10 protein-coding genes, 1 tRNA gene and 4 pseudogenes are annotated in these 13,271 nt (G+C 52.0%); 12 read left to right on the forward strand and 3 right to left on the reverse strand.

Going from position 1 to position 13,271, the window contains the following annotated elements:
- The first annotated feature begins 47 nt into the window (after positions 1 to 47).
- The 7 genes from rplT to DESPR_RS17180 all read left to right on the forward strand — a co-directional run bounded on the left by rplT (position 48) and on the right by DESPR_RS17180 (position 6,282).
- Complete coding sequence (rplT, locus tag DESPR_RS07100; RefSeq protein WP_015724128.1) at positions 48 to 401, forward strand: 50S ribosomal protein L20; 354 nt, start codon at positions 48 to 50, stop codon at positions 399 to 401.
- 16 nt (positions 402 to 417) lie between these two features.
- Positions 418 to 1,431: a phenylalanine--tRNA ligase subunit alpha gene (gene pheS, locus DESPR_RS07105; RefSeq protein WP_015724129.1), complete on the forward strand. Its 1,014-nt coding sequence runs from the start codon at positions 418 to 420 to the stop codon at positions 1,429 to 1,431.
- A 233-nt stretch (positions 1,432 to 1,664) separates the two neighbouring features.
- Positions 1,665 to 4,112 carry a phenylalanine--tRNA ligase subunit beta gene (gene pheT / locus DESPR_RS07110; RefSeq protein ID WP_015724130.1) on the forward strand — a complete coding sequence of 816 codons (2,448 nt, stop codon included), beginning with the start codon at positions 1,665 to 1,667 and terminating at the stop codon, positions 4,110 to 4,112.
- Positions 4,109 to 4,399, forward strand: coding sequence for an integration host factor subunit alpha (locus DESPR_RS07115; protein WP_015724131.1), 291 nt, complete (start codon positions 4,109 to 4,111; stop codon positions 4,397 to 4,399). The genes pheT and DESPR_RS07115 overlap by 4 nt, the downstream gene beginning before the upstream one ends.
- A gap of 92 nt (positions 4,400 to 4,491) precedes the next feature.
- Positions 4,492 to 4,890 (forward strand): MerR family transcriptional regulator, encoded by a 399-nt coding sequence (locus tag DESPR_RS17840; RefSeq protein ID WP_081457983.1) that lies wholly within the window; start codon positions 4,492 to 4,494, stop codon positions 4,888 to 4,890.
- Positions 4,891 to 4,949: 59 nt separating this feature from the next.
- Positions 4,950 to 5,026, forward strand: a tRNA-Pro gene (locus DESPR_RS07120).
- 212 nt (positions 5,027 to 5,238) lie between these two features.
- Positions 5,239 to 6,282 (forward strand): tyrosine-type recombinase/integrase, encoded by a 1,044-nt coding sequence (locus DESPR_RS17180; protein ID WP_052302073.1) that lies wholly within the window; start codon positions 5,239 to 5,241, stop codon positions 6,280 to 6,282.
- A 75-nt stretch (positions 6,283 to 6,357) separates the two neighbouring features.
- On the opposite strand, the pseudogene DESPR_RS07130 reads toward DESPR_RS17180, so the two are convergent.
- Both DESPR_RS07130 and DESPR_RS07135 read right to left on the reverse strand, forming a co-directional pair.
- A pseudogene (locus DESPR_RS07130) lies at positions 6,358 to 7,742 on the reverse strand (IS4 family transposase).
- Positions 7,743 to 7,885: 143 nt separating this feature from the next.
- A pseudogene (locus DESPR_RS07135) lies at positions 7,886 to 8,757 on the reverse strand (IS4 family transposase); the annotation flags it as partial.
- Between the two features lie 254 nt (positions 8,758 to 9,011).
- Here DESPR_RS07135 and DESPR_RS07140 point away from each other — a divergent pair.
- From DESPR_RS07140 to DESPR_RS07145, 3 genes and pseudogenes are all read left to right on the forward strand, one after another.
- Positions 9,012 to 10,401 (forward strand): annotated as a pseudogene (locus DESPR_RS07140) (IS4 family transposase).
- A gap of 21 nt (positions 10,402 to 10,422) precedes the next feature.
- Positions 10,423 to 10,686: pseudogene (locus DESPR_RS17845) on the forward strand (IS4 family transposase); the annotation flags it as partial.
- Between the two features lie 226 nt (positions 10,687 to 10,912).
- Positions 10,913 to 11,440 carry a hypothetical protein gene (locus DESPR_RS07145; RefSeq protein WP_015724134.1) on the forward strand — a complete coding sequence of 176 codons (528 nt, stop codon included), beginning with the start codon at positions 10,913 to 10,915 and terminating at the stop codon, positions 11,438 to 11,440.
- Positions 11,441 to 11,504: 64 nt separating this feature from the next.
- Here the strand turns inward: DESPR_RS07145 and DESPR_RS07150 are convergent, their stop codons facing one another.
- The gene (locus tag DESPR_RS07150; RefSeq protein WP_052302074.1) at positions 11,505 to 11,726 is read right to left on the reverse strand and encodes a hemerythrin family protein; all 222 of its coding nucleotides are present in this window, start codon (positions 11,724 to 11,726) and stop codon (positions 11,505 to 11,507) included.
- Between the two features lie 55 nt (positions 11,727 to 11,781).
- On the opposite strand from DESPR_RS07150, the gene DESPR_RS07155 reads away from it, so the two are divergent.
- The gene (locus DESPR_RS07155; protein ID WP_043769810.1) at positions 11,782 to 12,069 is read left to right on the forward strand and encodes a hypothetical protein; all 288 of its coding nucleotides are present in this window, start codon (positions 11,782 to 11,784) and stop codon (positions 12,067 to 12,069) included.
- Between the two features lie 141 nt (positions 12,070 to 12,210).
- Positions 12,211 to 13,251: a hypothetical protein gene (locus DESPR_RS07165; protein ID WP_015724135.1), complete on the forward strand. Its 1,041-nt coding sequence runs from the start codon at positions 12,211 to 12,213 to the stop codon at positions 13,249 to 13,251.
- The last annotated feature ends 20 nt before the right edge of the window (positions 13,252 to 13,271 follow it).

Raw genomic sequence — 13,271 nt, forward strand, 5'->3', positions numbered from 1 at the left:
CGCCATTTCAGGCGGTCTTTCTTTTCTTTGCTAGAACGGAGAAGACAATGCCTCGTGTAACACGCGGTTTCAAAGCACGCCGCAGAAGAAATAAAGTACTGACTCTGGCCAAAGGTTTTCGTGGCGGTAAGCACCGGTTGTTCAAGACCGCCGCTGAAGCGGTTGATCGTGCCTTGTGCTACGCGTACCGGGACCGCCGCGTAAAAAAACGGGAGTTTCGTCAGCTATGGATCGCCCGCATTAACGCGGCCGCCAAGCAGAACGGCACCAGCTACAGCCGACTGATCAATGGATTGAGCAAGAATTCGATCGAACTTGATCGCAAGGTGCTTTCCAACCTGGCCATCGTTGATCCCAACGCCTTTTCAGCAGTGGTCAAGGCCTCCGGGCAGGCCTCCTGAACACGGTTGAAAGTGTATGGAAAGCGAGCTGCTCAGGCTCAAGCAGGAGGCCGAAGAGGCTTTGGGGCGGATTGATGATCTGGCCCAGCTTGAAACCTTTAGAGTTACCTATCTCGGAAGAAAAGGCGGTCTGCTCAGCGGTGCCTTGCGGCAACTGGGGAGCGTGGCCGCTGATGAGCGCCCTCGGCTCGGCCAATTGGCCAATGCCATCAAGCAGGAGATCGAAGACCGGTTCGAGACACTTAAGGCCCAGTTTCAGGCCTCGGCGCTGACACGGGCCGGCGGGGAAGTGGATCTCAGCTTGCCCGGTCGCTATCTGCCGTTTGGTAAACTGCATCCAGTCACCCAAGTCATGGAGGAAATCTGCTCGATTTTCGAAGGGTTGGGGTTTGCGGTGGCTGAAGGACCGGATGTGGAAAGCGATTACTATAATTTCGAAGCGCTCAACATCCCCAAACATCATCCAGCCCGTGACATGCATGACACCTTTTATGTCACGGATTCAATTCTCCTGCGTACCCATACCTCACCCATGCAGGCAAGGATCATGGAGCAACAGGAACCACCGTTGCGTTACATCGCACCTGGCAAGGTGTATCGGTGCGATTCGGATATCACCCATACCCCTATGTTTCATCAAGTGGAAGGCTTTCTGGTCGATAGGGAGGTTTCCTTTGCCGATTTGAAAGGGGTGCTGACCAGCTTTACTCACAAGATGTTCGAGCGGGAACTTGCCTTGCGTTTCCGTCCCAGTTTTTTTCCCTTCACCGAACCCAGTGCTGAGGTTGACATTGCCTGCGTGATCTGTGGCGGCAAAGGATGTCGGGTTTGCAAACGCACGGGATGGCTCGAAATTCTTGGGTCCGGCCTTATTGACCCCGAGGTGTTGAAGATGGTGGGGTACGATCCTGATCTCTATTCCGGATTCGCTTTTGGTCTCGGCGTTGAACGGATAGCCATGCTCAAATATGGCATTGACGATATCCGTTTGTATTACGAAAACGACCTCCGGTTTCTCTCCCAGTTTTAGAACGCCGCCTTTTCGTTCCTTGCACAAGACCGTCCGCTCCATCTCGTGCGAGGGATGATTCCGACATGGTACCTGCAAGCCGAATCGCTTGCCGCGCTCCAGCGGTCGACGACCTCACGAGAGGCCGAAAAGGAAGGAGCGCCTCCCGCTTCTTCCTTGATCGGCCTAATTTGGGAAGCGGCAGGTGTCGAACACAACATTTATCATGATGAGCTGTTGCTGATAGGATCGTTATGAAATTCACGCTGAGTTGGCTGAATCAATTCATTTCCACCGCAGGAATGACTTCGGCGCAGATAGCCGACCAATTAACCATGCTCGGGCTTGAGGTTGACAGTGTCGAAGAGTTGTCTGCACACCTCGCCCCGATCACTGTGGCCCGGGTAACCGAGGTCAGCCAACATCCCGATGCCGATAAATTAACGGTATGTGTTGTCGATACCGGCGAGGAGATCGTCCAGGTGGTGTGTGGTGCGCCCAATGTCCGGCCTGGGATGTTCACCGCCATCGCCAAGCCCGGCGTCAAGCTTCCCGACGGTACCAAAATAAAAAAATCCAAGGTCCGGGGCGTTGTTTCCGCTGGAATGCTCTGTTCGGCGCGTGAGTTGGGCTTGAACGACGATCATAGCGGCATCCTCGACTTGCAGGGACCGTTTGCTCCGGGGCTGCCACTGGTGGAAGCGCTCGATCTTCGCGATACAGTGATCGAGGTCGATCTGACACCGAATCGCCCTGATTGCGCCAGCGTTCGCGGCATTGCCCGTGAAGTCGGCAGTTTCACTGGGGGCGTCTTGAAGCCGCTCGTCGCCCAAGTAACCCCATTAACCGGAAAGAATATCGATTTTGAAGTGATCATCGATGATCCGACCTTGTGCCCTCGATATACCGCCCGAAAATTGATCAATGTTACTATCGGACCTTCTCCTCGCTGGATGCAGCAACGGCTCAGTGCCGTGGGGATGCGGCCGATCAACAACATCGTTGATATCACCAACTACGTGATGCTCGAGTCCGGGCAGCCGATGCACGCCTTTGATTTCGCTACGTTGCGGGACAGCAAGATCATTGTCCGTCGGCCAACCGTGCAAGAGACGAGCATCACCACCCTCGACGGCAGTCAACGGCAGCTTGACCCAGACATGTTGCTCATCTGCGATGGCCAGGGCCCCATCGCGGTGGCCGGAGTCATGGGAGGATTGGATACAGAAATCACTGACCGTACCACCACTATCCTGCTTGAGTCCGCCTGTTTCAATCCCGTGTCCATACGGCGCACTGCTCGCAAATTGGGAATTCCATCCGAGTCTTCCTATCGATTTGAACGAGGGGTCGACCCGAACCTCGCGGATATCGCCCTGGAACGGGCTGTGGAGTTGATGGTCGAATATGCCGGCGCCCAGGCGGATCCGGACGGTATCGATGTCTATCCAGGAAAAAAACCTTTGTTGACCCTGCAACTGCGCGTCAACCGGGTGTGCGGGTTGCTGGGCATGGAGCTGAATCGCGACCAGGTTGCGGATTATTTGCGATCCATTGAGTTTGCTGTCACCGCACTGGATGAGGCGACCCTGGAAGTTGTGGTTCCAAGCTTCCGGATCGATATCGAGCGTGAAGTGGACCTGATTGAAGAAGTCGCCCGATTGGTCGGGTACAATTCCATACCCACCGCATTGCCGCTCATTCGGATGGACTATCCCAAACGGGATGACCTGCGTGCCTTGCGGCAGGATATTGCCCGTATTCTCACCGCACAAGGCTTTTTTGAGGCAATCAACTACAGCTTTGTCAGTGAACATCATTTGGATATCTGCCGCCTTGCCGAAAACGACGCCCGGCGACAGGTGACCCGGCTTCTCAATCCGCTCTCGGAGGAACAGGCGGTCATGCGATCCATGCTTCTTCCCGGATTGCTTGAGAATGTTCGCCGCAATATCAATTTCCAGTGTCCCGACATTCGATTGTTTGAAACGGGCAAGATTTTCTTGCAGCAACAACCTAATGCGTTGCCCGAGGAACGATTGTATCTTTGCGCGGTCATGAGCGGGCAGCGTTATCCCAAGGCTGAACCGTTCTACCATGCCAACCAGGAAATCGATTTCTTTGATGTCAAGGGTGCAGCCGCCAACCTGTTGCAGGTGCTGCGCATGACCGGAAATGATCAGGCACCATTGTTCCGACAAGTCGCTGAATTGACGCAACCGTATAGTGACCCCGGCTGTTCGGTAGCGATTATGGATGGCGACATCGTGATCGGATCCGTGGGCCGCGTGCACCCAGAGACTCTCAAAGGCTTTGCAATCAAACAGCCTGTCTATTTTTTGGAGATTGATCTCCAGCATCTGATGAACCTAAACAGAGTGCCGAAACAGTTCAAGACGTTGCCCAAATTTCCTTCAGTCAAGCGCGATGCCAGTCTTGTCGTGCCGGACCATGTCCCGGCTGGAGAGTTACTCGTGGCAATCCGAACTCAGCGGCAGAAATATCTTGAGTCAGCCGAGATCTTTGATGTATATCGTGGCAAACCGATCCAGGCAGGATATAAGAGCGTCTCCCTTTCTTTCACCTATCGTTCGGAGACGGCCACGCTGGATGATCAATCGGTTGATAAAATTCACGATAAATTGATGAAATTATTAATGGCAGATTTCAATGCCTGTTATCGCCAAGGATTTGATGCATGAAGAAGAAGAACGTGACCCGCAAGGAACTGGCCATATCCGTGAATGAAAAATTGGGTGTATCCCAGCGGAATGCTGCCGAAATCGTCGATACCGTGTTCGCGATCATGAAGACCACAATGGTAGCTGGAGAATCGATCAAACTGGTGCAATTCGGCACACTGACGGTTCGGGATAAATCGCCCCGCCGTGGCCGTAATCCACGAACCGGCGAGTCGATGACCATCACCAAACGACAGATGGTTTCTTTTCGTCCGAGTAAGCGGTTGCGCGAACGGCTCAACAAGTGAAAGCCAATTTGACCTCATCGAGGCACTGTTTTATACTGTTAGCAACGGGGTGACTTCGTTCAGATAACTCTGCTCTGCGTTGACGATTGAATGTGAAACGATCGGCTTCAGTTTCAGCCAAGATACCGGATAAAGTTTATTTCCGAATCGGCGAAGTCAGCCAATTGGTTGGAGTTGATCCCCATGTATTGCGCTACTGGGAAACCGAGTTTTCACTCATCAAACCTTTTCGCGGGAAATCCAAACAGAGACTGTATCGCCGGCAAGATGTGGAAAATTTGCTCCACATTAAAGCGTTGCTCCATGAACAAGGGTATACGATTTCTGGAGCGCGAAGGCATCTTGCCCAAACAGACTATTCTTACCCTCTTCAATCCTCGTGCATAGATCAGGAGCCTGCCTCTCGCGATACGGACATATACCCCCTACTTTTGTTGATGAAGACAGAACTGCGGGAACTTTTGACTTTGCTCGGGCCGGTAAAAGACTAGATTTGCAACTAAAGGTTGACAGCTGTAAGGGTAGGTGCTAAAAACACCGCACATTTTCTCGGAACGTAGCGCAGTCTGGTAGCGCACCTGAATGGGGTTCAGGGGGCCGGAGGTTCAAATCCTCTCGTTCCGACCAGTAAAATCAAGGGGTTAGATGCTTTTTCGAGCGTCTAACCCCTTTTTTTATACCCACCCCTGTGTTTTCAATGGCTCCAGCCGATTCCCATGTTTAACATGCTGTTTTAACGCATCATTTTTTCAAGTTGCACTCATTTTTAATCGTTGTATATCGTTGGTTATCGTTTCCTGTGCACGGAAATTTACACTCAAATTTACACACGAAAAACGATGGCAACGATTACGAGGATCGATAGAAAATACGGACCAGTGTTTCGCGCAGCAATTTGCGTCAAGGGGAGACGGGAAACCGCGACTTTTGATAGCAAAGCAAAAGCCATGACCTGGGCCGAGGAGACAGAAGCGCTCCTTCGTGCAGGACAACCATTACCCGGTGAACTACCCGCCAATGACCTCAGATTGAATGAGGCAGTCGAAAAATACACCATGGCGGTTGCGCCGAGGAAAAAACGCAACACCCAACGGCTGGACCAGGAAATTGGTGGCCGGCTCATTCGCTACTTTGATGGCAAGTCCTTGCAGACCATCACCTCAAAAGACATTGCTGCCTACCGCGATTACCGGTTGCAGCAAGTGGGTCCCAGCTCGGTTATCCAGGATTTATCCTTTCTGTCCTGCATGTATCGCATGGCCAGGATTGAATGGGGGCTGGATGTCAATGATCCGGGCGCTGAAATTCGACGTCCCTCTGCTCCCAAAAACAGACTCTCCTTGCTCACCCCGAAGCAAATCGACACCCTGCTCGACTACTGCTGCGTTTCCAAATCCGAAAAACTCTACTGCTACGTCCTCCTGCTCCTCCATACGGCCATGCGCCCTTCAGAAGGCGCGGGCCTGCGTTGGGACCAGGTTTTGATTGGGCAAGGGATGATCGATCTCACAGAGACCAAAACGGACCCAAGACGCGTTCCGATGACGAGAACCATCAGGAAGATGTTCGAAAGGATGAGGGTAGCTGGAGAGGGTGAAAATGGCTTCGTATTCCTGCCGCCTGGTAAAGGGTACCGTGATCAGCCCCATCGTTATTTTCGGCGCTCCTTTGACAACGCCTGCCGATATGCGGGGATCTGTAATTTTACCCTCTACGGATTGCGTCATTCGGCGGCAAGTTATTTGATCATGAACGGAGTCGACATTCGAACCGTTGCCGAAATCATGGGACATCGAAATATTAGCCAGACTATGAAATATACACACTTCCTCGATGATCATAAGTTGAGCGCAATCGGTGCGATTGATAATCTAGGGCGGTAAAGAAGAACGTTTTTTTGTGGACGGACTCTTGGGTAGGCGCTTGGAAAGATAAATTACTCAAGTTTCGGAGTTGCTCTAACTTTCCGTTATTAGGTTTGTACTGTGCGCCAATCTCTTTCCCGTTTGCAGTATATCAACGGCAAAGCCCATGACTGCATCAACAATGGCAAGCACTGCATCTTCGGCGATGATGCCGGCACCCCTGGCTTTGTCTAAGGCCAGGCTGAGCAGCCGCTGCATGGCCTCAACCAAGCTCAGGTCCTGCTGCTCTTCGCTGCAGGCGTAAAAGAGCGAGCCAAGGGTGCGGGGATCGTCATGGCAGCGTTGCTCAAAAGCCAGGAAAACATAGCGACTCATGACAATGGTAACATGGCCGATGATACCGTCGAAATCCCGCAGTTGGGTCTCCCGCTCGAGGTTGAGGTAATGTTTCATCATCTTGAAAAATACCTCGATATCCCACCGTTTGCCGTAGATGCGGACGATTTCCTCATCCGCAAGGTCGACCTTGGTGGAGAGGATGGCCAGCCACTGGCGTTTATGACGATGACGGACAAACACGATCCTGACCTTCTGTTCCTTTTTGGCTTCCACCGCCACACTGGCCAGAATCCTGGCCTTACCCGGCCGCTTTTTCAATGCGGCAAACAACCTGCCCAACGTCAGCCATTGCCCTTGATGCCGGTAAAAAACCTTCGGCATATCCTTCCCATGCAGATCACCGGCAGATGCTTGCCCAAGGTGGCGAGGAGGGCTGGGAAAGCAAACCAACTGTCCATCAGGAGGTAGTCGGCCCGGATACCCAGTGCCAGCGCCCGTTTCACCATGGATTCCAGGTGCTCGGTGGATTTGGTCATGGCCTCCACTCTGCGTTTGTAGCCGCAGTACCGCTTGTCCATCTCTTTCTTGATCCCCTGCAATCGCTTGCTTGCCTCGGAGGCGGAACAGAGAATGAAATCAAGCGGCAGGAAACTTACTCCATCCGACCAGCCCAGGGTCATGAGCTTGAACCCTTTCAAGCTGCGGTTGGCGTTGTGGTCATGCACCCAGGCGAGCAATTCGACCACTTTGGAGCGGGACCGGTCATAGGTGCTGTCATCGATGATCAGCACCTTCTCACGTTGCTCGCTGGTCAGTACGTCCATGAACCGAACCACCACGGTTACCAATCCCAGCAGAAATTTCCGCCAGTTATACCGGGGATTCTTCAAGAACTCGTAGGCGGCATCCTTCTGGAATCTCAGTTCCGGGTTGTTCACGATCCCGCGAGAGAAATTGACCCCGCTAAACGGCAAGGAGAAGATGGCGGCGAACACCGCCAGCGGTTTTGCCCCTCGCAATTTGCGGATGCCGCTGCCACCCAACAGGGTGCCAACCCTGAAATCCTCCAGAAAGGAGGAAATCCGGTTTTGCAGTCGTTTTGCCTCTTGTTGCTCCTGATAGTATTGGGTATGGTTCATCTCAGCCTTTTCTTTTTGATATCATTAGGTATTTTCGCAAATCCAATGTATCAGAAAGCAAAAGGCTTTTCACATTAAAATGTTATTATTTCAAGAGGTTAATGTCGGATCTTCTTTGGCAAGGCCAACCCCGAAACTTGAGATTTGAAAAACAATTCGATCTGCCAGCGCTCTTTGTAGATTTGGGTGATCTCCTTGGCTTTCAGGTGGTGGGCGTTGGTGACAAACCGATACTCGATGCCGGTCGCCGGGTCGGTATAAGCGACCAGACGCAACGGCTGCTCAACCCCTTTGAGCCGGATGGTCTGATCGTTGGTGATCCCAGCGCTCCTTCGCCCGGCCCGTTTAAGCAGGTATTGGACATCGGCATTGCTTTTCAGCCGCGAAACAAAGAAAACGGCGTTAGCGGTCAGGTCGCTGTGCCAGCGGTAATCGGTGAAGCCGCGATCAATGCAGACAAAGGAGCCCTTGGGGAGTTGCAGGGTCCTGGCCCAGTTGATCTCGTGTTCCTTCCCCTTGGTCATGTCCATGAAGACCGGAAGATGCCCATCGGCATCCAGGCCGACATGCAGTTTGATGGCTCCCTTTTTCTGCCTGAATTCGGCCCAGGGAAAGGCGGCGAGGCAAAGGTTGATCACCGTGGCATCAAGCAGGTACAGCTTGCCTTTGAAGGAGAAGCGGTGTTTGGGCGCTACCAGTTGGCACCTGTCCAGCAGCTTGGCGAACAGTGCTTGAGAGCAGCGGGTTGCTCTGCGTTGACCCGAGCCAAGGTTGCTTTAGTGGTTCGCTTCATACCAAGATGATAGAGCCGCTTGCCCTGTGCCATGAGATTATCGGTGATATCCCGGAGGCTTTTTCTGCCGGAAAGCTGGCCGATCAGCATGGCTAGGAATTGACTCCAGCGGTTGTAGGAACGGAAATTCTGTCCCGCGTGATGCAGTTGAGCCAGTGTGTCAAATTCATATCTTGGGACAAGTGTAAGCAATTGCTTGAGGACGGTATCGCTATAGGCCATGGCTCGGATCTCCTTGGTTTGTATGATCTTTATGCAAAATCATTATACCGCCAAGCAGCTCTCCGAGCCTCCTTATCTTCATTTTTTATGAGACAGCAGTGATTCATAATAACTCAAGTTTCGGGGTTGGCCTTGCCAAAGAAGATCCGACATTAACCTCTTGAAATAATAACATTTTAATGTGAAAAGCCTTTTGCTTTCTGATACATTGGATTTGCGAAAATACCTAATGATATCAAAAAGAAAAGGCTTAAATGAACCATACCCAAAACTACCAGGAGCAACAAGAGGCAAAACGACTGCAGAACCGGATTTCTTCCTTTCTGGACGATTTCAAGGCCGCCACCCTGCTGGCTGGCAGCGGCATCCGCAAATTGCGAGGGACAAAACCGCTGGCAGTGTTCGCCACCATCTTCTCCTTGCCATTTCATGGGGCCAACTTCTCCCGGGGTATCGTCAATAATACGGAGTTGGCATTCCGCAAGGATGCCGCCTACGAGTTCTTGAAGAATCCCCGGTATAACTGGCGGAAATTTCTGCTGGGATTGGTAACCGTGGTGGTTCGGTTCATGGAGGTGCTGACCAGCGAGCAACGTGAGAAGGTGCTGATCATCGATGACAGCACCTATGACCGGTCCCGCTCCAAAGTGGTCGAATTGCTCGCCTGGGTGCATGACCACAACGCCAACCGCAGTTTGAAAGGATTCAAGCTCATGACCTTGGGCTGGTCGGATGGAGTGAGCTTCCTGCCGCTTGATTTCATCCTCTGCTCCGCCTCCGAGGCAAGCAAGCGGCTGCAGGGGATAAGGAAAGAGATGGACAAGCGGTACTGCGGCTACAAACGCAGAGTGGAAGCCATGGCCAAATCCACGGAGCACCTGGAATCCATGGTAAAGCGGGTGTTGACGTTGGGCATCCGGGCCGACTACCATCCTGATGGACAGTTGGTTTGCCTTCCCAGCCCTGCTTGCCACCCTGGGCAAACATCTGCCGGTGATTTGCATGGGTAAGGACATGCCGAAGGTCTTTTACCGCCATCAAGGGCAATAATGGTTGAGGCTGGGGCGGCTCTTCGCCAAGCTGAAAAAGCGGCGAGGCAAGGCCAGGATTCTGGCCAGCGTGGTGGTCGAAACCAAAAAGGAACAGAAGATCAGGATCGTCTTTGTCCGCCATCACCACAAACGCCAGTGGCTGGCCATCCTCTCGACCAAGATTGATCTGGCCGACGGGGAAATCATCCGCATCTACGGCAAACGGTGGGATATCGAGGTGTTCTTCAAGATGATGAAACACTACCTCAACCTCGAACGGGAGACCCAACTGCGGGATTTTGATGGCATCATCGGCCATATCACCATTGTGATGAGCCGCTATGTCTTTCTGGCTTTCGAGCAGCGTTGCCATGATGATCCCCGTACCCTTGGCTCGCTCTTTTACGCCTGCAGCGAAGAGCAGCAGGACTTGAGTCTGGTTGAGGCGCTGCAGCGGCTGCTCAATCTGGCCTTGAGCAAAGTCAGGGCTGCCGGTGTCATAGCCGAAGATGCAATGCTTGCTATTGTTGATGCAGTCATGGGCTTTGCCGTTGATATGCTGCAAACGGGAAAGAGATCAATGCAGATTAGAAACACAATAACAACAAATTAAAACAACTCAGAAACTTGAGTCAAATGGATCAAGCAAAACCTGAAGATCAAGACTTTCCTCGGCACCACAAGCAACGCGGTGTTGACCCAGGTTTGGATTGCCCTCTGTGTCTACCTCATGCTGGCTTACCTGAAATTCAAAGCCAAATTAGGCAGTTCCATGCAACAGATACTTCGCCTACTACAACTCAACCTCTTCGCGAGAAGAGATTTGATCGAATTGTTTAAACCGCCATCAACTCAAACGACTGTTTCTCCACAAATTTTACTGTGGAGAAATTTATGAGACAGCAGTGAAAGGCCCTTCAAAGTCGAAAACAGTTTTTCGACTTTCTCACCTTCCGCATTCTCCACCATCTCTTTTTTCCTTATCAGGAACCTGCTCACCTGGATTGAATCGCTTTTTGTTTAAGATGGCCGAACCCGGTCCGAAAAGAACTATTGAATACGTAAAGTTCTGTTAACGAAGGATCAACATACCAACCCGGAATCAGCAACCTCAAGGAGCAACGATGCAGGTCGGTAACGCCATCACTCCCGCCACGATATTTTTCCGAAACAACACCTCCGTCAAAGCGACGCCGTTTGAACCGGAGCAATCTCCCGTCCTCAAAGAACAGGATTTTCCTCTTCAGAAGGCACCTGACGAGAGGTCGGCATCCGATTTACGCAATCTGCTTTCCATGCCCGGCATCAACGAATACCAGAGCCAGCTCGAAAAGCAGGGGCAGATGGAACAATCCATGGTGATCAGCAAGGGCGGCCAAGTGGTAGGGGCCGTCGGCCGAAATGGCGGGACGATGTTTCAGGAGTCTTCCATCCAGGGGTTGTGGCAGAGAGCGAACAGCAACCCGGCCGGCTTTGCCCAACTGCTCAGGCAGCAGGGGTATGAAGTGGAGACTTATCGACCGGGTGCTGGCCCCAGATATGCCGAGGTCCATGAAATGATCCACCACGAGAGCTATGAAACGCTAATAGCCCGGCAGTCGGTTGAGTACTGCCGGGAGCTTTCCATCTGGTCGGGTTGCTCTGCCTACTGAGTTGGAGGCGTTGGGACCAATCCGGTCTGGTTTTTCCATTTACCCAAGGGAGAGCACGAAATCCTCAGGCGGCTTGCTGGCTTTTCGCGGCGGCAAGAAATTTGCCGAATTTGACGTCGATCCCCTGGATGTGTGACAGCAGCCAACTATTCAAGAAGGCCAGCAGCTCGAAGGAAACCCGTTGGTTGCAACAGGAAAAGCCCGCCTGCAGTTCCTTGAGGCGTTTGACGAACTGATCATGCAGGACCTTGTGGCTTTCATACTCAGGGTAATGCCAATCCTGCATCAAGGAGCAGAAGGTCAAAATCGTCTTTGTCCGCCATCGCCACAAACGCCAGAGGTTGGCCGTCCTCTCGACCAAGATTGACCTCGCCGACGAAGAAATTGTCCGCATCTACGGCAAACGGTGGGATATTAACGGCAAGTTGGAGCAAGCAAGTCAGAAACTTGAGTTAACTATTTATCCACCTGTTAAGCAACTGTTCGACTATTGCTGCGTTTCCAAATCCGAGAAACTCTACGGCTACGTCCTCCTGCTCCTGCACACGGCCATACGCTCTTCAGAAGGTGCTGCCATCATCCAGGTGGAGAACAAAGTCTGTGTCATTTTTTCTCAGTTGGGGGGGTAATGATTTCAATGCCTACACGGCAAAACGCTGTTTTTTCGAATATAAAATGAAAAAACTCTCTTGACTTCATATTTGTAATCGAAGAGACTTGTCAAGGTCGCCTGCTTACAACACTTACCTCAACCGAATTTGCTTCCTCCCATGTCTAATCGTCACCATATTTTTTCGTTTACCGTCGCGTTGATCGTCCTGGTCAACATATCACCTGCCATCGGCGCAACCACGGAACCACAAACCAAACAGTTTGTCCAGCTCCTGCCCAAACCAGGCAAACAGGACACGAAAAATGCCCCGCTCCAACTCAACATCAAGAATGGTAAGAACGGCGTTCTCCTCGCCATTACCTTCGCCGGAGAAAAAATCACCCTTGAGAAAGGCGCGCAACCTGCTCCTCCTGGGGGTATGTACACTGTCTCGCTCGACGGCTCCATGGTACTGCAGGAAACCTTTAGCGAACCAACCCTGCACATCGAAAAACCATTGCCCATGCAAACTCTGGGGAACGGTGATCATGTTGTGCGCTGCGAGGTACACTACTCCATCGGCAAGACCTATGAGGCAGAACTCCCCTTCAGTTTCGATGCAACGCCGATCATCACCCTGGAAAAACCTGGTTCTAAATCACCTGTACCCGATCCTTTGGTGGGCTTCCAATTTTACAACGAAAAGCAAGAGGTCGTCGGCTTTCTCGATGTCGCTGTGGATGAAAGATCGCTTGGGGTAACGCAAATCACCTCTCAGGCCAATGGTGAGAAGAAACCGCTGTCGCAATGGACGGGCAAGCCGATCTCCATCGCGGAACTCCCTCCAGGACAGCATCTGATCAGATTAACAGCCACGGGAACCAATGGCGGCGAAAGCGTCCAATTTGTTCCTTTCGAGGTGGAAGCCTTGCCGATGCTCAATGTGGACAAAAACAAGGAAGGAGCCATGGAAAGCATCAAAGCCACTTTTCTTCAGGCCAGCAGTGCCTACTCCGGCTCGGTGGAGATTTTCTACCAACATGGCGTCATCCTGTCTCTTCAAAGCAAAGAACCATCTGTGCTCATCAAAAAAAGCGACATAGTGCAGGCGTTTGCACAGCACAAACTGTCACTTCCTACCAAACCGGTCCCCCTGGTTGTGGGGCTTCGCTCCGCCAACAATACGGAGAACTGGCAGACAATCCTGTTTTTGCCGTAACTCTTTCTCACCTTTCTTTT

The organism is Desulfobulbus propionicus DSM 2032 (genome assembly GCF_000186885.1).
Lineage (GTDB): Bacteria > Desulfobacterota > Desulfobulbia > Desulfobulbales > Desulfobulbaceae > Desulfobulbus > Desulfobulbus propionicus.

What these genes read in the sequence shown, in the direction of transcription:
- rplT (WP_015724128.1), top strand. Translation starts at nt 48, where the DNA reads ATGCCTCGTGTAACACGCGGTTTCAAAGCACGCCGCAGAAGAAATAAA.
- pheS (WP_015724129.1), top strand. Translation starts at nt 418, where the DNA reads ATGGAAAGCGAGCTGCTCAGGCTCAAGCAGGAGGCCGAAGAGGCTTTG.
- pheT (WP_015724130.1), top strand. Translation starts at nt 1,665, where the DNA reads ATGAAATTCACGCTGAGTTGGCTGAATCAATTCATTTCCACCGCAGGA.
- DESPR_RS07115 (WP_015724131.1), top strand. Translation starts at nt 4,109, where the DNA reads ATGAAGAAGAAGAACGTGACCCGCAAGGAACTGGCCATATCCGTGAAT.
- DESPR_RS17180 (WP_052302073.1), top strand. Translation starts at nt 5,239, where the DNA reads ATGGCAACGATTACGAGGATCGATAGAAAATACGGACCAGTGTTTCGC.
- DESPR_RS07145 (WP_015724134.1), top strand. Translation starts at nt 10,913, where the DNA reads ATGCAGGTCGGTAACGCCATCACTCCCGCCACGATATTTTTCCGAAAC.
- DESPR_RS07150 (WP_052302074.1), bottom strand. Translation starts at nt 11,726, where the DNA reads ATGCAGGATTGGCATTACCCTGAGTATGAAAGCCACAAGGTCCTGCAT.
- DESPR_RS07165 (WP_015724135.1), top strand. Translation starts at nt 12,211, where the DNA reads ATGTCTAATCGTCACCATATTTTTTCGTTTACCGTCGCGTTGATCGTC.